The organism is Streptomyces sp. NPDC005955 (assembly GCF_042871255.1).
Taxonomy (GTDB): domain Bacteria; phylum Actinomycetota; class Actinomycetes; order Streptomycetales; family Streptomycetaceae; genus Streptomyces.
Window position 1 is genome coordinate 736,621 of sequence record NZ_JBIAIF010000002.1, and the last position, 18,630, is coordinate 755,250.

Consider the following 18,630-nt stretch of genomic DNA (forward strand, 5'->3'; position numbering starts at 1 on the left):
GGCGGACCGCGGCGAGCCATTGAATGGTGTGCATCGTGAAGTGGCAGGTCACGATGCACACCACTCATAGGGACACCCCCCGAGGGCTCGTCGGTGTCGGGCGGTCAGGGGCAGAGGGACGCCTTCACCGCGGCGACGACGACGGCTCCCTGCTCGGGGGGTGAGGGTGACGCTGCCGCCGCTGAAGCGCTGCGCGGCGTTGTTGGCGAGGGTGGTGTCGTCCTTTCCGGCCTTGATCTCCTGGCAGACGCCGAGGGCCTTGCCGATGGCCTTGGCCTGGTCGGCGGCGAGGGCGGGGTCGACGGCCTTCAGGGCGGCGGTCAGCCCTGCGGTCTGGGCGACGTTGGGCGACGGGACGCTGCCGACGGCCGGTGCGCTGGATGCCGGGGAGGCGGCGCTGCTGGCCGGGGCCGCGCTGGTGGTGGCGGGTGCGGGCGCGACGGGGGCGCTGCGGCTGCCGTCGTCGTCGCAGGCGGTCAGGGTGAGGAGTGCGGGTGCGGCGGCGGTCAGGCCGACTGTGAGAAGTCGGAGTCTCATGACTGACACGGCGTCAGCAGCGAGGGTGCGGCGGTGCCGTTGTCGCTGGACCGTGGCCATGGCGCGGCCGGGACGGGGAGTCGGCGGTCGGCGCGCACGGGCGGAGCGTCTGTGCGCGCATGCTCCGCCGACGCCACGGCCCTGCGCCCCACCGGCAGGAGCCCTCCCCCCACTCCCCTCCCCGCACGTGCCCCTCGGAAAAGTCCAGCAGCGGCCCGGAGGGGCGGGCGTCCAGCCGGTGCGCCGCGGTCGACGGACTGCCCGGCACCGGCCCCTGGGTCACTCGGCCGGTGCGCGGGCCGAAGGGCCCGGTCGCTCAGGTTCCGCCGGGTTTGCCCGTCGAGACCAGCAGGAGGACGGACGAGCCCGGTGCCACCGGTTCTGCGCCGCCCCGGGGCTGACTGCTGATCACCTGCCCGGCGGGAGCGTTCCAGTCCGTGTGCCGCATGATCGTGCAGCTCAGTCCGAGTCCGCGCAGCAGGCTTCCGGCCTGTTCGACCGGCATGCCGGCCAGGTCCGGCAGCGCGATGCCCGCTCCCGCGGTCTGCTCCTGCTCCTGTGTCGGAGTCGCATCGGCGCTTCCGCTCTTGGGGGTGCCGGTGGCGAGCGGGGTGCACGCCCCGTTCGCCGGTGGGGACAGGGACGGGGAGGCGCCGGGCGCGGGCGACACGGGCTTCAGCGCGAAGAACCCCACCGTGGCGCACGCCAGCACGCAGCACGCCGCAGCGGTGCCGAGGAGCGCCCGGCGGGTGCGGCTGCGGCTGACGGCCCGCTCGATCGCGGCCGCGTCGACGACCGGCGCCGTCGGCCCGTCGGCGAAGGAGGCCACCGCGGCACGCAGCTCGGCTTCGAGGCCCGGCTCGAACGGGGCCGGTCCGGACGACGTGTTCCTCACTTCGTACCTCCGAAAGCGGCCGACGGCGTGTGCGGCGCCTGGGCGCCCGATACGGAATCGCGCAGCTTGGCCAGGCCGCGGGCGAGCTGGGACCTCACCGCACTCGAAGAGATGTCCAGGACGTCGGCGACCTGCCGGGCGTCCAGATCGTGCAGGTAGTACAGGACCACCACGCTGCGCATGCCCATCGGCAGCCCGAGCAGTGCCTCGATCAGTTCCGCGCGCAGATCCACCTGCCCGAACCGGTCCCGGGGGTCGGCCGTCTCGGGCACCTCCGACAGCCCGGGGCGCTCGCCCCGGCGCGACAGCCGCCGCCAGCGGTCGTTGGCCAGGTTGACCAGCACTTTGCGCACGTACGCCTCCGGCGAGTCCGCCACCGCGACCTTCCGCCACTGTCGGCACGCCCGCTCCAGCGTCTCCTGCACCAGATCCTCGGCCACGTGCACGTCACCGGTCAGCGCATACGCGGTGCGGAACAACGCTCCCGACCGCTGTGCGACGAACTCCGTGAATCCGATGCCCGGACCGCTCCTGCGAAACCTCACCCGCCGACCTCCTCTCCTCGTCCCGATCACTGCCCCCATGACGGCGGAACGGGGCCGGGTGCTGCACCGAGCCGCCGGCAGTGACGTGAATCACAGCCGGGACGGAAGGGGGTCCCAGGACCTCACGCCGCTGCCGCCCGGGGTGCGGGCGGGGCCCGGCGAAGCGGAGGGCCGCCGGGCGGGCGGCCCGCAGTCGGCCGAGAAGAACGGGGGCGCCTCTTGCCAGATATTACGTTCGCCGACGTCGGCGACGCGCTCGGCACCAGCCGACAGGCCGCCGAGCAGCGCTTCGGTCATGTCCGCCACGGCAAGAAGGTGGCCGCGGTGATCTCGCGGCGCGTACGGCGAAGTCGGCGACGCCGGGCAGTACGCGAGCGACCGGGGGACCTGGCCCATTGGCAAGAGGGTCCGTGCTGAGGCCCGGTACGCGATCGTGGCCGTGGACGGCCTCGTGCGCCGCGTCTACGAACTCGACCCGGACGGCTGGAGCGAGGTCGAGTCCAGCAAGTGGGAGTTCACCGCTGTCGGAAACCGCGAGCTGACGAAGGACGAGATCGACGCCGCGTACGAGGCCGGGAACCTGCCGTTGCGGCCTGAAGACGACTGCCCCACCCGCGCGGGCGGCACCTCACCGCGCACCAACGAGGCCGTGTCCGCGTAGAGGCCCATCCGCTCCGGCTGATCATGGCCGACGTCCAGTCCGGGGTCCGTGCGCCCGAGCCCGAGCGCGACCAGGTACGGCGGCTGATCGGCATCGCCGCCGAGGACTCCGGCCAGCCGGAGCTCGCTGACAGGCCCGTGCCCCGCTGGATGGGTGTTGGACCGACCCTGCTCAACCGAGCGACCCCGTAGCAGCGCGCCGAAGGGCGGTCCCGGCGCAACCGCTGAGGCCGCCCTTCGGCGCTGACTCGCGGCCGGAAGAGTTTCGGTCGAAACTCTTGGCTCGGGCGTTCGACGGCGAGAGTCGTTCCTGGGGCATCCACGCACCGGCGGGCCAGATCCGGGCGAGGATCTCGAACTCGTTGAAGTCCCTGTACTTGCCGGTGGGGCGGCTGCGGGCCGGGCCGGACCGTCCTCCGTCCCCGCCCGGCACCCGGTCGCAGTCGGCGGACAGCGCGGCCAGACGCCGCTGTTCCTCGGCTTCGGCCCGGCGGCGTGCCTCTTCGGCCTCGCGGGCCTGGCGCTAGACGTAGGCGTCTGCTTCGGCGATGTCCTTCGGGGTCGCCCAGACCCATGACCAGCCCGGCCGGGTGGACCAGTCGTCGTGGGCGGGGCAGGTCACCCGGTGCGCGACGAGTTCGCCGGTGAGCACAGCACGCACGAAGTCCGTCAGCCGTGCCGGTGTCCGGCTCTCTGCGGCGGGGGTCCAGCTGCTGATCAGGTACGTCCAGTGGCCCGCGCGTACGGGCCGGGTGGGGCCGGTTTGTGCTTCGGCCTGGAGGGTGGGGACGGCGCCCAGCCAGGCGCGGGAGCCGGTGGTGACCCACGCGGCCGGCACACCGGCCTCGGTCATGCGGGCGGTGCGCTCGGTCAGGCCGCGGGGGCCGTCGATGCCGATCGTGGACAGCTGGGCCTCGAAGGCGTACCGGCGGCCGGTCGCCCCACTCGCACTCGGGGCAGGTCAGCGGCGCACGCGGGCGGGCCCGGTGGATCTGCTCCCAGGTGATGCGACCCTCGCAGCCGAGGCCGTCCAGGGTGAGGTCCAGGGTGCCGCGCTCCGGGGGATCTCCAGCCCGGCCTCCGTCAGCTTCTCCAGCGCGATGTTGATCAGGTCCGCCGGGGTTGTTCTTCGACGCCGCCTCGATCCGCATCGTCTCCTCGGCCAGCGCCCGGGCGCCCGGCCCGTCGTAGCGCATCCCGCACCGCTGGCGGACCATGCTCCGCTGGCTCTTGGCCGTCCGCTCCGACCCGTACACCGGCAGATCGTCTCACTGCCCCTTCTGGGCTCATCTTGGCTGGACCCCCTGACGACCCGACGGGACGGTCCCCGCGCGGCGCACCAGGACCAGGGAGGACACGCGGAAGGGGTGCCCCCGCATCTCGATCAGATGCGGGGGCACCCCTTCAGGTACCGCGAACCGCGCGGAACCGCGGACCCGGCCCGGCCGAGCCGGTCAGATGTGCGTGCGCAGCAACGTCCGCATGGTGCGCATCGCCACCGACAGGTTCGCCAGGTCGAAGTCCTCCGACCCCTGGATCTCCTCCAGCGTGGAGCGGGCCCGCCCGAGGATCGCCGTGTTCTTCTCCTCCCACGCCGTGAACCGCTGCTCCGGCGAGGAGGCCCCGTTGCCCACCGCGAGGACGTCCGCGGTGAGCGCCGCGTGCGCCGCGTACAGGTCCTCGCGGATGGAGGCCCGGGCCATCGACTGCCAGCGGTCCGCCCGCGGCAACTCGATGATGCGGTCCATGAGCTGGGTGATCCGCAACCGGTCCGCGAGGTCGTAGTACACCTCGGCGACCGCCATCGGGTCCTTGTCCGTGCGGTCCGCGACCGCGACGATGTCCAGCGTCGGGAACGCCGAGGAGAAGCCGGCGACCCGGGTCGCCAGTTCCTGGGGCACCCCGGCCCCGGTCAGCTCCTCGCGGATGCGCTCGTACCACTCCAGGTCGGCGCCGCGCAGCAGCGCGGGCAGCTCCGCCCACACCCGGGCGACCCCGTCACGGAAGAACTCGATGGTCCCGGCCAGCTCCAACGGCTGGTGACGGTTGTTCAGCAGCCAGCGCGTACCCCGCTCGACCAGCCGGCGCGAGTGCAGCCGGATGCGGGTGAGGACGTCCGCCGCGACCTGGTTGTCCAGCGCCTCGACCGCGTCCCACACGGCGTTCAGCCCGAAGATCTCCCGCGCGGCGAGCTGCGCCCGCACGATCTCCTCCAGCGACGCCCCGGTCTCCTCGCGCAGCCGGTGCAGGAACGTCGAACCGCCCGAGTTCACCGTGTCGTTGACCAGGAGGGTGGTGATGATCTCCCGGCGCAGCGCGTGCGACCCGATCTGCTCCGGGAACCGCTCGCGCAGCGCCGCCGGGAAGTAGGCGTGCAGCAGCCGCTGGAGGTACGGGTCGTCGGGCAGCCCGGTGCGGATCAGCTCGTCGGCGGCCGTGATCTTGGTGTAGGCGAGGAGCACCGCCAGCTCGGGCTGGGTCAGGCCGCGGCCCTGGTTCAGCCGCTCGCGGATCTGCCGGTCGCTGGGCAGGAACTCCAGCCCCCGGTCCAGTTCGCCGTCCTTGGTGAGGCGGCGCATGAACCGCTGGTGCGCGTGGAGCAGCGAAGCGGACTGGGCCTCGGCGTTGGCGAGCGCGACGTTCTGCGCGTAGTTGTTGCGCAGCACCAGGCCGCCGACCTCGTCGGTCATCTCCGCGAGCAGCTTGTTGCGCTGCTTGAGGGTGAGGTCGCCGTCCGTGACCACCGCATTGAGCAGGATCTTGATGTTCACCTCGTGGTCGGAGGTGTCGACGCCCGCACTGTTGTCGATGGCGTCGGTGTTGATCCGGCCGCCGCTCTCCGCGAACTCGATCCGGCCCAGCTGGGTGAACCCGAGGTTGCCGCCCTCGCCGACCACCTTGGCCCGCAGGTCGGCGCCGTTGACGCGGATCGCGTCGTTCGCCTTGTCCCCGACCTCGGCGTGGGTCTCGGCGGAGGACTTCACGTACGTCCCGATGCCGCCGTTCCACAGCAGGTCCACGGGGGCGTGCAGGACGGCCCGCATCAGGTCGGCGGGCGTCATCTTCGCGATGCCCGGGTCGATGCCGAGGGCCTCGCGGATGTGGCTGTTGAGCTGGATGGCCTTGGCGCTGCGCGGGAAGACCCCGCCACCGGCGGAGAGCAGGGCCTTGTCGTAGTCGGCCCACGAGGAGCGCGGCAGTTCGAACAGGCGACGGCGCTCCGCGTAGGAGACGGCCGCGTCGGGGTTCGGGTCGATGAAGACGTGCCGGTGGTCGAAGGCGGCGACCAGTCGGATGTGCTCCGACAGCAGCATGCCGTTGCCGAAGACGTCACCCGACATGTCACCGACGCCGACGGCCGTGAAGTCCTGGGTCTGGGTGTCGTGGCCCAGCTCCCGGAAGTGCCGCTTGACGGACTCCCAGGCGCCGCGCGCGGTGATGCCCATGCCCTTGTGGTCGTAGCCGGCGCTGCCGCCGGAGGCGAAGGCGTCCCCGAGCCAGAACCGGTACTCCTCGGCGACGCCGTTCGCGATGTCGGAGAACGTCGCCGTGCCCTTGTCGGCGGCGACCACCAGGTACGTGTCGTCCTCGTCGTGCCGGACGACGCCCGACGGCGGCACGACCTCGCCGGAGACCATGTTGTCGGTGATGTCGAGCAGCGCCGAGATGAACGTCTTGTACGAGGCGACGCCCTCCGCGAGCCAGGCGTCCCGGTCCACCGCCGGATCGGGCAGCTGCTTGGCGACGAACCCGCCCTTCGCGCCGACCGGCACGATCACCGTGTTCTTCACCATCTGTGCCTTGACCAGGCCGAGGATCTCGGTACGGAAGTCCTCGCGCCGGTCGGACCAGCGCAGCCCGCCGCGCGCGACCTTGCCGAACCGCAGGTGCACGCCCTCCACCCGCGGCGAGTACACCCAGATCTCGTACGCCGGTCGCGGCGCGGGGAGGTCCGGGATGGCCTGCGGGTCGAACTTCATCGACACGTAGGCGTGGTGCCCGCCGCCGGGGACGTGCTGGAAGAAGTTGGTGCGCAGGGTCGCCTTGATGACGGTGAGGAAGGAGCGCAGGATGCGGTCCTCGTCCAGGGAGGCGACCTGGTCGAGGGCGCCGTCCAGTTCCTCCAGCAGGCCGTCCGTCAGCTCGGTGCCGGCGCGCTGGCGCTCGGGCGACATCCGCGCCTCGAACAGCGACACCAGCAGCCGGGTGGTGTGGACGTTGTTGCGGAGGGTGTCCTCCATGTAGTCCTGGCTGAACGTGGAGCCCGCCTGCCGCAGGTACTTCGCGTACGCGCGCAGCACCGTCGCCTCGCGCCAGGTCAGTCCGGCGCCCAGGACCAGTGCGTTGAAGCCGTCGTTCTCGGCGGCGCCCGTCCAGGTCGCGGCGAACGCCTCCTGGAACCGTTCGCGGCCGTCCTCGCCGAGGTAGTCGCCGTTGCCGCCGCTGACGGCCTTCGGCAGCCGGAGCCCGAAGTCGTAGATCCAGGCGGTGGTGCGGTCGGCGCAGCGCAGCTCGTAGGGGCGCTCGTCGATGACCTCCACGCCGAGCCGGTTGAGCACCGGCAGCACCGCCGACAGCGAGACCGGCTCGCCCGTGCGGTAGATCTTGAAGCGGCGCTCCTCGGGGGCGCTGCCCACCGGCTCGTACAGGCTGAGCGAGAAGTCGTCCGCGGAGCGCTTGAGGACGTCCACGTGCGCGAGGTCCGCGACGGCGGCCCGCGGCGAGTGGTCGGCCTTGTAGCCCTCGGGGAACGCGTTGCCGTAGGTGCGCAGCAGCTCGGCGGCCCGCTCCTCGCCGCACTCGGCGTTCAGCGCCTCGGCGAAGCCGTCCGCCCAGGACCGGGCGGCGTCCACGAGCCGCGCCTCGATGCGGTCCTTGTCGGCGTCGCTGAGCCGCGGCAGCTCCGTGCCGGGCGCGACCCGGACCACGAAGTGCAGCCGGGACAGGATCGACTCGGTGTTCCAGGCGGTGAAGTCGACGCTGGCCCCCGACAGCTCCTCCTTGAGGATGTCGATGATCCGCAGCCGCACCCCGGTGGTGTACCGGTCGCGCGGCAGGTAGACCAGCGCGGAGTAGTAGCGCCCGTACTCGTCCTTGCGCAGGTAGAGCCGGAGCCGGCGGCGCTCCTGGAGGTAGAGGACGCTGGTCGCGATCGCCCGCAGTTCGTCGGCCGGGGTCTGGAACAGCTCGTCGCGCGGGTAGGTCTCCAGGATCTGGAGCAGGTCGCGGCCGTCGTGGCTGTTGGGCGAGAAGCCCGCGCCCTGGAGGACCTCCTCCACCTTGCGCCGCACCACGGGCACCCGCCGCACCGACTCGGTGTACGCGGCGGACGAGAACAGCCCGAGGAACCGGCGCTCCCCGATGACGTTGCCGTCGGCGTCGAACTTCTTGACGCCCACGTAGTCGAGGTACGAGGGCCGGTGGACCGTGGAGCGGCTGTTGGCCTTGGTCAGCACCAGCAGCTTGTGCTCGCGGGCCTTGGCGCGGGCGTCGGCGGGCAGCCGGTTGAACGAGGGGCTGACCGGGTGGTGGTCCTCGCCGTCGTGCTGCGGGTCGGAGCGCAGGATGCCGAGCCCGGTGCCGGGCACGGGAGCGAGCGAGTCGTCGTCCCGGAGGTCGTACTCGCGGTACCCGAGGAAGGTGAAGTGGTCCGCGGCCAGCCAGCGCAGCAGCTCGCGGGCCTCGTCGACCTCCTGGTCGCGCAGGTCGTCGGCGGTCGGCTCGGACGGCAGCTCGTCCGCGATGCGCAGCGCCGCGTCGCGCATCTTCTCCCAGTCCTCGACGGCCTCGCGGGCGTCGGACAGGACCCGGAGCAGGTCGGTGGTGATCTGCTTGAGGTCGGCGCGGTCGGTCTCGCGGTCGATCTCCACATGGATCCACGACTCGATCAGCGCGTCGTGCGGCAGACCCTTGCGGCTGCCGTTGGTCCGCCGGCCGGGCAGGATCTCCAGCAGCTTGCCGGTGACGTCACGGCGCACCACGACCTGCGGGTGGATCACCACGTGGATGCCGCGGCCCTGCCGGGACAGCTCGTTGGTGACGGAGTCCACCAGGAACGGCATGTCGTCGGTGACGACCTCCACCACGGAGTGGCTGCTCGTCCAGCCGTTCTCCTCGACGGTGGGGGTGTGCACCCGGACGCTCGCCGTGCCCTGCGGACGGCTCTCGGCGAGCCGGTAGTGCGAGTAGGCGGCGCCGAAGACGTCGACCGGGTCGCGGTCCGCCAGGTCCTCGGGGGCGGTGTGCAGGTAGTAGCGCTGGAGGAACGCGAGCAGAGTCTCCCGGTCCGGGGCTCCCTCCCCCGCGGTCCCGGTCGGCAGCGTGCTCCCGACCGGACTGTTCTCAGCTACCCGGGCCGCCCGTGCGAGCAACTCGGCCTTGGCTTCGTCCAGCTTGGTCTGCATGGTCCTCTGGCTCCTGTCGCGCGCCGTTGCGTGACGTAGAAAAGGGTGAAGCGACGGAACGCCACGACACGGGGTGTCCGGTCAAGGGTGACGTTATGCCGCGCCGCGCGATCCTCGGGGTGGATTCAGCCAGATCAGCCGGGTCGGCCGGGACCGGGCCACCAGCCCGTGCGCGAAGACCAGCGACGGCCCGGGCACGGAAGTCGTCCGCGTGCACCGGGCGAAGGGCAGGGGCTTCGGCGCCCCCGCGGGATATCGCGCTGATCACGGGTCCCAGGCTATCCCGCCGCACCGGGGAGCCGTCATGAGCCGTATGTGTACAAAACCAGCAGGCAAACTTTGACACTCCGCACACCTCCATCCGCAACGGACGTGGTGCATGGCGCGGACGGGACGGGAGGGACGAAGGAGCTACGCCAGGCGTGTCCCCGTGCGCGTCCCGGCGTTTCCCCTGGTGTCCTCCCGGCAAGGGTTCCCCGCGGCGAACGCCGCGCACGGGAGCGGGAACCGGCCGGGACGGCCCGATCGTGCTGTGACCCCAGGATGGAGTGAGGACCGCGATGGCAGCGAAGATCCTGATCGTGACCGGTGACGCGGCGGAGTCGCTGGAGGTGTTGTACCCGTACCAGCGACTGCGCGAGGAGGGGTACGAGGTCCACATCGCCGCCCCGACCCGCAAGAAGCTCCAGTTCGTGGTGCACGACTTCGAGCCCGGCTTCGACACGTACACCGAGAAGCCCGGCTACACCTGGCCGGCGGACCTCGCGTTCGCCGAGGTGGACCCGGGCGAGTACCTGGCGCTGGTGATCCCGGGCGGCCGGGCGCCCGAGTACCTGCGCGGCGACGGTGAGCTGCGCAAGATCCTCAAGGCGTTCTTCGACGCGGACAAGCCGGTCGCCCAGATCTGCCACGGGCCGCTGCTCACCGCGGCGATCGGCTCGCTGCGGGGGCGCCGGGTCACTGCGTATCCGGCGTTGGAGCCGGACATGGCGGTCAACGGGGCGGAGTTCCAGGATGCGGAGGCCGTGGTGGACGGGGTCCTGGTGTCCTCCCGGGCGTGGCCGGACCACCCGGCGTGGATGCGAGAGTTCCTGAGGGTCCTCAGGAACGTCCAGTAGCCCTTACCCCTGCGGGTGCGCCGTCCCCTGCGGGTGCGCCGTGGCCGTTCGCGCAGTTCCCCGCGCCCCTATCGGGGCACTGTCCCGTGCGGGTGCGACGCTCCGTGCGGGTGCGCCGTGGCCGTTCGCGCAGTTCCCCGCGCCCCTGAGGGGCGCCCCGCTGCGGGTGCGCTGTCGCCTGCGGGTGTCGCCGCAGGGGGACGCCGGCGTGGGGTGCCCCGATCAGGGGCGCGGGGAACTGCGCAACACACACAGCGCACCCCCGCAGAAGCGCTACAGCATGCGCTCAGCGACCGCCACCGCCTCGGTGAGCGAATCCACCACCGGCACCCCCATCGCCTCCAACCGCACCCGACTATGCGCACCGCCGGTGTAGAGCACCGCCTCAGCCCCCGCCGCCCGCGCAGCCACCGCATCGTCCGCCGCGTCCCCGATCACCACCACCCGGGACGCCGGCACCTCCCCGAGCGCCGCCAGGTGCCGCGTCATCGCCTCGGACTTGGACACGCCGGACGGTCCCACCCTGCCGTCGACCCGGGTGAACCACGCGTCGATCCCGAAGCCCTGCACCAGCGGAACCAGCTCCGCGTGCCCGTACATGCTGAGCAGCGACTGGCTGCGCCCGGCGGCCCGCCACCCGGACAGCAGTTCCTCGGCCCCCTCGGTCAGCGCACAGCCGGCCATGTGCCCGGCGTAGTGGCGCTGGAACGCCTCGTCCATGGTGAGCCACTCGCTCTGCGTGGGCACGCGTCCCATCAGGCGCTCGTAGAAACGGGGGATCGGCACGCAGTACAGCTCCCGGTACTGCTCCACGGTGATCGGGCCAAGACCGAACTGTGCGAACGCGGCGTTGCTCGCCGCCACCACGGCCTCGATGTCGTGGAACAGCGTGCCGTTCCAGTCCCAGACGATGTGCGCTGACTGTTTCCCCATGCCGGCCAACGTACCCGCCGCCACTGACACGGGCGGGGTCGGGCGGCTGCGGCTACGGAGGTCAGTCCTCGACCAGGCCGGGGATCTCCTGCGTCGCGTACCAGAGCAGCTCGTGGTCCTCGGCCCCGTCGACCACGAACCGCGCGTCGTCGTCGCCCAGGTCCGCCGCACCGAGGGCGGACGCCGCCGCGGACACGTCCGCACGGGCCTCGTCGGAGTCGACGTGCACGGCGGCGGCCTTCGCCAGCGCGACGGGCCGCGCGATCCGCACCTCGCCCAGCGCCCCCGGGTCGAGCCCGCGGTCGGGGTCGGCCACGGCGGCCTGGTCGGGCACGTCCAGCGCGACGACGACCCGTCGCCGCGGGCACCCCGGGTCGACGGCGAGCAGCCGCAGGGAGGCCGCGGCGGCCCGGTTCAGCGCCGCGTACTCCAGTTCCTCGATGTCGTCGGAGACGTACCACTCGCGCAGCGCGGGGGTGACGGCGTACGCGGTGAGCGGTCCGGGTCCCAGTTCCCCCGCGGCGTGCGCCTCGGCGAGTCCGGGGAGGGTCAGGGGGACGTACACGCGCATGACGGGCCGCTTTCTGGGGCGGGGCTCCCTCGGAGGGCTCCCGGAAGGCTGATCCACGGGGGACCGGTTGACCCAGGATACGTGCGGACGTCCCCGATCGGACCGGCCGCCGCCCCACTCCGTCGCCCCACCCCGCCGCCGGCACGCCGTCGGCCCCCCGCCCCCGCCGGGGCAGCGGCACCCCCCGTCACCCTGATAGGTGAATTCCGTCGCCCCGGGGCCCGCGCCCCGCGCTCGTTGCGCTCCCGGCCCGGCCGCGGACAAGATCCACGGCCACGAGCTACTGCCGAGTAGCCCCCGTGGGGGCCGACGATCGGGGTTCCACCGTGCACAAGGTCATGACCCGGGCGGCGCACCACCCGGCGACGGAACCCCTCCCCGCCGGCACCGTCCGCCCCGCGCCCCGCAACCGATCCCGGCCACCGGGCCGCCGGGACGCCCGCCGCCCGACGACCGCACCGCCCCCGGGCACGGACGCCGCGCCGCCCCGCCCCACCGACCTCTTCGCCGACCGGCTCCTGGCCGTCCTCACCGGCCGCCGCCCGGTCCACTCGATGCTCCGGCACACCGCCGGCGCCGCCTACGACGAACTCGCCCGGCTCGCCGAACACGGTGCCCTGCGCGAGACCGGCCCCGCCCCGGTGATCCGCGACGTCGGCTACTGCGTGCCCCGCCCCGGAGCCGTCGAGGCGTTCGCCCGGATCGCCACCGGGGAACGGCTCAGCGCCATGGCGTTCCGGCTGGAACGCACACCCGACCGGCGCTGGCGCTGCACCGCCGTAGACCTCGGACCCCGATGACCCCGCGCGCACCGCACGCACCGCACGCACCGCACGCACCGCACGCACGGCACTCGCTCGGCACGCACGACGGGCCGGCCCCCACCGGGGACCGGCCCGTCACCGCGCTCCCGCCGCAGCGGGAGCGCTCCACACGCCTACTTCTTGCGGCGTCGCCCACCGCGCTGCTGCTTGCGGCGCTCCGCCCGCGTCAGACCGTCGGACTCCGAACGGACCTGCTCGTCGTCACCCGTGCGGAAGTCACCCTCCACGACACCGCCCTCACCGTCGACGGTCGGCGCCGAGAAGTGCAGCCGGTCCGGCCGCTGCGGAGCGTCCAGCCCCTTGGCGCGGATCTCCGGGCGGCCCCCGGCCGGCACCGCGTCCCGCTTCTCCAACGAGGGCCCCGCGTCCTGCACCGGAACCTCCTCGACCTGCTGCTCCACCTGGACCTCCAGGTTGAACAGGTAGCCGACGGACTCCTCCTTGATGCCGTCCATCATGGCCGTGAACATGTCGAAGCCCTCGCGCTGGTACTCGACCAGGGGGTCCTTCTGCGCCATCGCGCGCAGACCGATGCCCTCCTGGAGGTAGTCCATCTCGTAGAGGTGCTCACGCCACTTGCGGTCCAGGACCGACAGCACGACGCGTCGCTCCAGCTCCCGCATGATCTCCGAACCGAGCTGCTCCTCCCGCGCCCGGTACTGGGCGAGGACGTCGTCCTTGATGGACTCGGAGATGAACTCGGCGGTCAGCCCGGCCCGGTCGCCCGCCGTGTCCTCCAGCTCCTCCACGGTGACCTTCACCGGGTACAGCTGCTTGAAGGCGCCCCACAGCCGGTCGAGGTCCCAGTCCTCGGCGAAGCCCTCGGCGGTCTCCGCCGCGATGTACGCGTCGATCGTGTCGTCCATGAAGTGCTGGATCTGCTCCTGCAGGTCCTCGCCCTCCAGGACGCGGCGGCGCTCGCCGTAGATGACCTCGCGCTGCCGGTTGAGGACCTCGTCGTACTTGAGGACGTTCTTGCGGGTCTCGAAGTTCTGCGTCTCGACCTGCGACTGGGCGGACGCGATCGCGCGCGTCACCATCTTGTTCTCGATCGGCACGTCGTCCGGGACGTTCGCCATCGCCATCACGCGCTCGACCATCTGCGCCTTGAACAGCCGCATCAGGTCATCGCCGAGGGAGAGGTAGAAACGCGACTCGCCCGGGTCGCCCTGACGGCCGCTACGACCGCGCAGCTGGTTGTCGATGCGGCGCGACTCGTGGCGCTCGGTGCCCAGCACGTAGAGCCCGCCGAGGTCCTTGACCTCCTCGAACTCCTCCTTCACCGCCTGCTCCGCACGCTCCAGGGCGGCCGGCAGCGCAGCCGCCCACTCCTCCACGTGCTCCACCGGGTCCAGACCGTGCTGGCGCAGCTCCGCCTCGGCGAGGTCGTCCGGGTTGCCGCCGAGCTTGATGTCCGTACCGCGGCCGGCCATGTTCGTGGCGACCGTGACGGCACCCCTACGGCCCGCCTGGGCGACGATCGTCGCTTCCCGGTCGTGCTGCTTGGCGTTCAACACCTCGTGCTGCACGCCCCGCTTGGAGAGCTGCTGCGACAGGTACTCGGACTTCTCCACGGAGGTCGTGCCGACCAGGATCGGCTGACCCTTCTCGTGCTTCTCCACGATGTCGTCCACCACGGCCGCGAACTTCGCGACCTCCGTGCGGTAGATCAGGTCCGACTGGTCCATGCGGACCATCGGCTTGTTCGTGGGGATCGGGACGACACCCAGCTTGTAGATCTGGTGGAACTCGGCGGCCTCGGTCATCGCCGTACCGGTCATCCCGGACAACTTGCCGTAGAGGCGGAAGAAGTTCTGGAGGGTGATCGTGGCGAGGGTCTGGTTCTCGTCCTTGATGTCCACCCCTTCCTTCGCCTCGATCGCCTGGTGCATGCCCTCGTTGTAGCGGCGGCCCGCGAGGATACGACCCGTGTGCTCGTCGACGATCATGACCTCGCCGTCGATGACGACGTAGTCCTTGTCCTTCTTGAACAGTTCCTTCGCCTTGATGGCGTTGTTCAAGTAGCCGACGAGCGGGGTGTTCACCGACTCGTAGAGGTTGTCGATGCCGAGCCAGTCCTCGACCTTCGCCACTCCGGGCTCGTGGATCGCGACCGTGCGCTTCTTCTCGTCGACCTCGTAGTCGCCGGTCTCCTCGATGCCCTTCAGCGTGTTGCCCGGCTCACCGCGCTTGAGGCGCTTCACCAGCTTCGCGAAGTCGCTGTACCACTTGGTCGCCTGGTCGGCGGGGCCCGAAATGATCAGCGGGGTGCGCGCCTCGTCGACGAGGATCGAGTCGACCTCGTCGACCACGGCGAAGTTGTGGCCGCGCTGCACCAGCTCGTCCTGCGACCACGCCATGTTGTCGCGCAGGTAGTCGAAGCCGAACTCGTTGTTCGTGCCGTACGTGATGTCGCACTGGTACTGCTCGCGGCGCTGCGACGGCGTCATGTTCGCCAGGATGCAGCCCACGGACAGGCCCAGGAACTTGTGGACGCGGCCCATCATCTCCGAGTCGCGCTCGGCCAGGTAGTCGTTCACCGTGATCAGGTGGACGCCCTTGCCGGACAGCGCGTTCAGGTACGTGGGCAGCGTGCCCACCAGGGTCTTGCCCTCACCGGTCTTCATCTCGGCGACGTAACCGAGGTGCAACGCGGCGCCGCCCATGAGCTGGACGTCGTAGTGCCGCTGGCCCAGGACGCGCTTGGCCGCCTCACGCACCGTGGCGAACGCCTCGGGGAGCAGGTCGTCCAGCGACTCGCCGTCCTGGTACCGCTCCTTGTACTCGTCGGTGAGGGCCCGCAGCTCGGCGTCGGAGAGGGCGACGAAGTCCTCTTCGATGGAGTTGACCTGGTCCGCGATGCGGTGCAGCTTGCGCAGGATCTTGCCTTCGCCTGCACGCATGATCTTCTGGAGGACGGACACGGGGGTAGATCTCCTTGCCGGTCGGGCCTGGCACGGTCGGATTCCGTTGAGCAACGGCCATCGTATGCGAGGACCGCACCGCACCGGGAGGTCCGTCTCCACGACAGCCACCAGGACAACGGAGCAGCACCTCGGAAGGTGCCGCGACCCGGCACGAATTGTGATCGGATGCTCACATCCGCCCCGACAAATCACCTGGCACCCGGCGCCCCCGCCTGGGCATCATCAGGTGATGGAACCCGTCACCCTGACCACCGGACGCCTGCTGCTGCGCCCGTTCGCCCCCGCCGACACGGACGAGACCTTCGCCGCCTGCCAGGACCCCGACATCCAGCGGTGGACCACCGTCCCGTCGCCCTACGCCCCCGAGGACGCCGCCGTCTACGTCCAGCGCATCGCGCCGGGCGCCTGGCGGGACGGCACGGAGTACGGCTTCGCCGTCCGGCTGCGCACCGAGGACGGCGCGGGCGCGCTGGTCAGCGCCGCCAGCCTGCACCACCCGCAGGGCGACCACTGGCAGATCGGCTACTGGACGGCCGCCGAACACCGCGGCCGGGGCTACACCGCGGAAGCCGTGCTCGCCCTCGCCCGCTGGAGCTTCCGGGAGCTCGGGTGCACCCGCCTGGAATGGCGCGCCGAGGTCGGCAACACCGGGTCACGGGCCGTCGCGGAGCGCGTCGGGTTCACCGTGGAGGGCACGCTGCGGGCGGCCCTGCTGAACAAGGGCGTCGCGCGGGACTGCTGGGTGGGCTCGCTGCTCCCCCACGACCTGGGGCTGCCGAGCCGCCACGTCTACCTTCCGGCGCGGTCGGCCCCGGACGTGACCCCTGCGGCCTGACGTGTCCCGCGGCCTGACGTGTCTCGCGGTCTGACGTGTCCCGCGGTCTGACGTGTCCTGCGGCGTGACGTGTCCCGCGGTCTGACGTGTCCTGCGATCTGACGTGTCCCGCGGCGTGAACGGGGGCGGGTCGGCCGACCCGGGTGCGCCGTACCGGAATGGTCGGCCGGGGCGAGCGTCGGGGTGCTGGCGGGTCCGGCCGGGGTGCGCAACTGCCGTGCGGTCGGGGCCGATGCCCGCACCGGGCCGCCGCCACTGTCAGCGGCGCCGTCTATCGTTCGACGTATGACCGCCCTGCCGCGTCCCGCCGCCGAACTCTCCGCCGACGAGGCCCGCCGCATCGCCCTGCGCGCCCAGGGGTTCCTCGGCGCCCCCGACCGACGGGCGGGCGTCCGGGGCGTGCTGCGCCACCTCGGCGCCGTCCAACTCGACACCATCTCGGTCCTGGCCCGCTCCCACGAACTCGTGCCGTACGCGCGCCTGGGCGCCGTGGGCCGCCCAGTGGTCGACCGCGCGTACTGGACGCCCGGGGCCGACGGCGCCCCCCACGCCTTCGAGTACTGGTCGCACGCCGCCTGCATCCTCCCCATCGAGGAGTGGCCGCACTTCGCGTTCCGCCGCCGTGCCTACCGCGACCGCCCGCAGTGGTTCCACGACCTCCCGGACGGCGCCTACGAGCAGGTCATCAAACAGCTCCGCACCGAGGGCCCCCTCACGGCGACGGAGTTGGGCGGCGCGAAGAACGGCGGGGAGTGGTGGGACTGGTCGGCCTCCAAGGTCGCCGTGGAACGGGCCCTGATACACGGCGAGGTGGTGTGCACCGAACGACGCGGCTGGAAGCGCGTCTACGACCTCGCCGAACGCGCCGTCCCGAGCAGCCTGCTGCACGACGGGCTGGACGACCGCGAGTGCCTGCGCCGGCTGGTGCGACTCGCCGGACAGTCCCTGGGGGTCGGCACCCGCGCCGACCTCGCCGACTACCACCGGCTCAAGGGCGAGCAGGTCGACTCGGTGCTCGCCGACTCCGGACTCGTCCCGGTGACGGTCGCCGGCTGGGACCGCCCCGCCTGGGCCGACCCGGCCGCGCTGGAGACCGCCCCCCGCGGACGCCACCGCACGACGCTGCTGTCCCCGTTCGACTCGCTGATCTGGGAACGCGCCCGGACGGAACGGATCTTCGGCTTCACCCACCGCCTTGAGGCGTACGTGCCGAAGCCCAAGCGGGTCCACGGCTACTTCGCGATGCCGTTGCTCTCCGGTGGACGGCTCCTCGGCCGGGTCGACCCGGCCCGTGACGGGCGCACCCTCGTCGCCAAGCAGGTGTCCCTGGACACGCCCAAGGCCGTCGCGCCCATGGCGCAGGCCCTGCGGGAGGCCGCGGAGTGGGTCGGCTGCGAGGACGTGCGCGTGGAGCGCGTCGACCGGCCGGAGTTGGCCGCCGCGCTGACGGCCGCGCTGCGCTGACCCGCCGCCGTACGGGCCCGGGGCCCGGGGGGGCGCACGGCGCGCTAGCGGATCTCCAGGATCTTCTCGCGCATCGCGTAGACCACGGCCTCCATCCGGGAGTGGAGCTGGAGCTTCTCCAGGATGTTGCGCACGTGGTTCTTCACCGTGTTCTCGCTGATGAAGAGCTCCTTGGCGATGTCCCGGTTGTTCATGCCGGTGGCCACCAGCTTCAGCACCTCCAACTCGCGGTCGGTGAGTCGGGGCGCGGGCACCAACCTGCGCTCGTCCGTGCGCTGGATCATCGACTTGAACTCGGTGAGCAGCTTGGAGGCCATCGAAGGACTGATCTGCGACTGGCCGTCGGCCACCGCGCGGATCGCCGTCGCCACCTCGTCCGTGGAGATCTCCTTGAGCAGGTAGCCCGTCGCCCCGGCCTTGATCGCGTCGTAGAGGTCGGCCTCCTCGTCGCTGATCGTCAACATGATGATCTTCGCGCTGGGGGCCACCTCCTTGATGGAGGTGCACGCCTCGATGCCGCCCCGCTTGGGCATCCGCACGTCCATCAGCACGATGTCCGGCAGCAGGTCAGCAGCCTTGTCCACCGCCTCGGCCCCGTCGCCCGCCTCGCCGACGACCTGGATGTCCTCCTCGGCGTGCAGCACGATCTCCAGCCCTCTGCGGAACAGCGCGTGGTCGTCGACCACCAGCACCCGGATGGGCTCCTTGCGGGTGCCATCGGCCGGGCCCATGCCGACGACGCCGTGGGCGTCCTCGTCGCGCATCGGTCCGAAGCTGTCCGCCATCGTTCCTCCCCCTGAAGGCCATCGGCCCCGCTGGGCGCCGCCCGACTGGTGCGCCGCCAACCCGGGGCGGCAGCAACCCGGTTGACGTAGCGGACATGATTTCATGCCCGGACGGCCTTGCGGCGACAGTGA

At 71.8% G+C, this 18,630-nt stretch carries 16 protein-coding genes; 6 read left to right on the forward strand and 10 right to left on the reverse strand.

Going from position 1 to position 18,630, the window contains the following annotated elements:
* Positions 1 to 48: 48 nt before the first annotated feature.
* The 4 genes from ACFYOU_RS08505 to ACFYOU_RS08520 all read right to left on the reverse strand — a co-directional run bounded on the left by ACFYOU_RS08505 (position 49) and on the right by ACFYOU_RS08520 (position 2,283).
* Positions 49 to 537 carry a hypothetical protein gene (locus ACFYOU_RS08505; RefSeq protein WP_391304186.1) on the reverse strand — a complete coding sequence of 163 codons (489 nt, stop codon included), beginning with the start codon at positions 535 to 537 and terminating at the stop codon, positions 49 to 51.
* Between the two features lie 316 nt (positions 538 to 853).
* Positions 854 to 1,432 carry a PASTA domain-containing protein gene (locus ACFYOU_RS08510; protein WP_391304187.1) on the reverse strand — a complete coding sequence of 193 codons (579 nt, stop codon included), beginning with the start codon at positions 1,430 to 1,432 and terminating at the stop codon, positions 854 to 856.
* Entirely contained in the window at positions 1,429 to 1,950 is a 522-nt protein-coding gene (locus tag ACFYOU_RS08515; RefSeq protein ID WP_391304236.1) for a SigE family RNA polymerase sigma factor, read from the reverse strand. The genes ACFYOU_RS08510 and ACFYOU_RS08515 overlap by 4 nt, the downstream gene beginning before the upstream one ends.
* Before the next feature lie 117 nt (positions 1,951 to 2,067).
* The gene (locus tag ACFYOU_RS08520) at positions 2,068 to 2,283 is read right to left on the reverse strand and encodes a hypothetical protein (protein WP_391304188.1); all 216 of its coding nucleotides are present in this window, start codon (positions 2,281 to 2,283) and stop codon (positions 2,068 to 2,070) included.
* 133 nt (positions 2,284 to 2,416) lie between these two features.
* Here ACFYOU_RS08520 and ACFYOU_RS08525 point away from each other — a divergent pair, with 133 nt between their 5' ends.
* Positions 2,417 to 2,638: a hypothetical protein gene (locus ACFYOU_RS08525; RefSeq protein ID WP_391304189.1), complete on the forward strand. Its 222-nt coding sequence runs from the start codon at positions 2,417 to 2,419 to the stop codon at positions 2,636 to 2,638.
* A 23-nt stretch (positions 2,639 to 2,661) separates the two neighbouring features.
* Entirely contained in the window at positions 2,662 to 2,829 is a 168-nt protein-coding gene (locus tag ACFYOU_RS08530; RefSeq protein ID WP_391304190.1) for a hypothetical protein, read from the forward strand.
* Positions 2,830 to 3,160: 331 nt separating this feature from the next.
* Here the strand turns inward: ACFYOU_RS08530 and ACFYOU_RS08535 are convergent, their stop codons facing one another.
* Together ACFYOU_RS08535 and ACFYOU_RS08540 are read right to left on the reverse strand one after the other, a co-directional pair.
* Positions 3,161 to 3,490, reverse strand: a complete 330-nt coding sequence (locus ACFYOU_RS08535; RefSeq protein WP_391304191.1) for a hypothetical protein — start codon at positions 3,488 to 3,490, stop codon at positions 3,161 to 3,163.
* Positions 3,491 to 4,091: 601 nt separating this feature from the next.
* Positions 4,092 to 9,041: an NAD-glutamate dehydrogenase domain-containing protein gene (locus tag ACFYOU_RS08540; protein WP_391304192.1), complete on the reverse strand. Its 4,950-nt coding sequence runs from the start codon at positions 9,039 to 9,041 to the stop codon at positions 4,092 to 4,094.
* A 560-nt stretch (positions 9,042 to 9,601) separates the two neighbouring features.
* Here ACFYOU_RS08540 and ACFYOU_RS08545 point away from each other — a divergent pair.
* The gene (locus ACFYOU_RS08545) at positions 9,602 to 10,159 is read left to right on the forward strand and encodes a DJ-1/PfpI family protein (protein WP_385486799.1); all 558 of its coding nucleotides are present in this window, start codon (positions 9,602 to 9,604) and stop codon (positions 10,157 to 10,159) included.
* Between the two features lie 273 nt (positions 10,160 to 10,432).
* On the opposite strand, the gene ACFYOU_RS08550 is transcribed toward ACFYOU_RS08545, so the two are convergent.
* Positions 10,433 to 11,092: an HAD family hydrolase gene (locus tag ACFYOU_RS08550; RefSeq protein WP_389762239.1), complete on the reverse strand. Its 660-nt coding sequence runs from the start codon at positions 11,090 to 11,092 to the stop codon at positions 10,433 to 10,435.
* A 61-nt stretch (positions 11,093 to 11,153) separates the two neighbouring features.
* A complete protein-coding gene (locus tag ACFYOU_RS08555; RefSeq protein ID WP_391304193.1) occupies positions 11,154 to 11,663 on the reverse strand; it encodes a DUF6912 family protein in 510 nt (169 codons plus the stop codon).
* 299 nt (positions 11,664 to 11,962) lie between these two features.
* Here ACFYOU_RS08555 and ACFYOU_RS08560 point away from each other — a divergent pair, with 299 nt between their 5' ends.
* On the forward strand, positions 11,963 to 12,463 hold the full coding sequence (locus tag ACFYOU_RS08560; RefSeq protein WP_391304194.1) for an Rv3235 family protein: 501 nt from the start codon (positions 11,963 to 11,965) through the stop codon (positions 12,461 to 12,463).
* A gap of 137 nt (positions 12,464 to 12,600) precedes the next feature.
* Here the strand turns inward: ACFYOU_RS08560 and secA are convergent, their stop codons facing one another.
* Positions 12,601 to 15,411, reverse strand: coding sequence for a preprotein translocase subunit SecA (gene secA / locus ACFYOU_RS08565; protein WP_389762233.1), 2,811 nt, complete (start codon positions 15,409 to 15,411; stop codon positions 12,601 to 12,603).
* 232 nt (positions 15,412 to 15,643) lie between these two features.
* On the opposite strand from secA, the gene ACFYOU_RS08570 reads away from it, so the two are divergent.
* Both ACFYOU_RS08570 and ACFYOU_RS08575 read left to right on the forward strand, forming a co-directional pair.
* A complete protein-coding gene (locus ACFYOU_RS08570) occupies positions 15,644 to 16,249 on the forward strand; it encodes a GNAT family N-acetyltransferase (protein WP_391304195.1) in 606 nt (201 codons plus the stop codon).
* A gap of 285 nt (positions 16,250 to 16,534) precedes the next feature.
* Entirely contained in the window at positions 16,535 to 17,713 is a 1,179-nt protein-coding gene (locus ACFYOU_RS08575; RefSeq protein WP_391304196.1) for a DNA glycosylase AlkZ-like family protein, read from the forward strand.
* Between the two features lie 44 nt (positions 17,714 to 17,757).
* On the opposite strand, the gene ACFYOU_RS08580 is transcribed toward ACFYOU_RS08575, so the two are convergent.
* A complete protein-coding gene (locus ACFYOU_RS08580) occupies positions 17,758 to 18,498 on the reverse strand; it encodes a response regulator (protein ID WP_385486785.1) in 741 nt (246 codons plus the stop codon).
* Between the last annotated feature and the right edge of the window lie 132 nt (positions 18,499 to 18,630).

What these genes read in the sequence shown, in the direction of transcription:
- ACFYOU_RS08505 (WP_391304186.1), bottom strand. Translation starts at nt 537, where the DNA reads ATGAGACTCCGACTTCTCACAGTCGGCCTGACCGCCGCCGCACCCGCA.
- ACFYOU_RS08530 (WP_391304190.1), top strand. Translation starts at nt 2,662, where the DNA reads ATGGCCGACGTCCAGTCCGGGGTCCGTGCGCCCGAGCCCGAGCGCGAC.
- ACFYOU_RS08535 (WP_391304191.1), bottom strand. Translation starts at nt 3,490, where the DNA reads ATGACCGAGGCCGGTGTGCCGGCCGCGTGGGTCACCACCGGCTCCCGC.
- ACFYOU_RS08540 (WP_391304192.1), bottom strand. Translation starts at nt 9,041, where the DNA reads ATGCAGACCAAGCTGGACGAAGCCAAGGCCGAGTTGCTCGCACGGGCG.
- ACFYOU_RS08545 (WP_385486799.1), top strand. Translation starts at nt 9,602, where the DNA reads ATGGCAGCGAAGATCCTGATCGTGACCGGTGACGCGGCGGAGTCGCTG.
- ACFYOU_RS08550 (WP_389762239.1), bottom strand. Translation starts at nt 11,092, where the DNA reads ATGGGGAAACAGTCAGCGCACATCGTCTGGGACTGGAACGGCACGCTG.
- ACFYOU_RS08555 (WP_391304193.1), bottom strand. Translation starts at nt 11,663, where the DNA reads ATGCGCGTGTACGTCCCCCTGACCCTCCCCGGACTCGCCGAGGCGCAC.
- ACFYOU_RS08570 (WP_391304195.1), top strand. Translation starts at nt 15,644, where the DNA reads ATGGAACCCGTCACCCTGACCACCGGACGCCTGCTGCTGCGCCCGTTC.
- ACFYOU_RS08575 (WP_391304196.1), top strand. Translation starts at nt 16,535, where the DNA reads ATGACCGCCCTGCCGCGTCCCGCCGCCGAACTCTCCGCCGACGAGGCC.
- ACFYOU_RS08580 (WP_385486785.1), bottom strand. Translation starts at nt 18,498, where the DNA reads ATGGCGGACAGCTTCGGACCGATGCGCGACGAGGACGCCCACGGCGTC.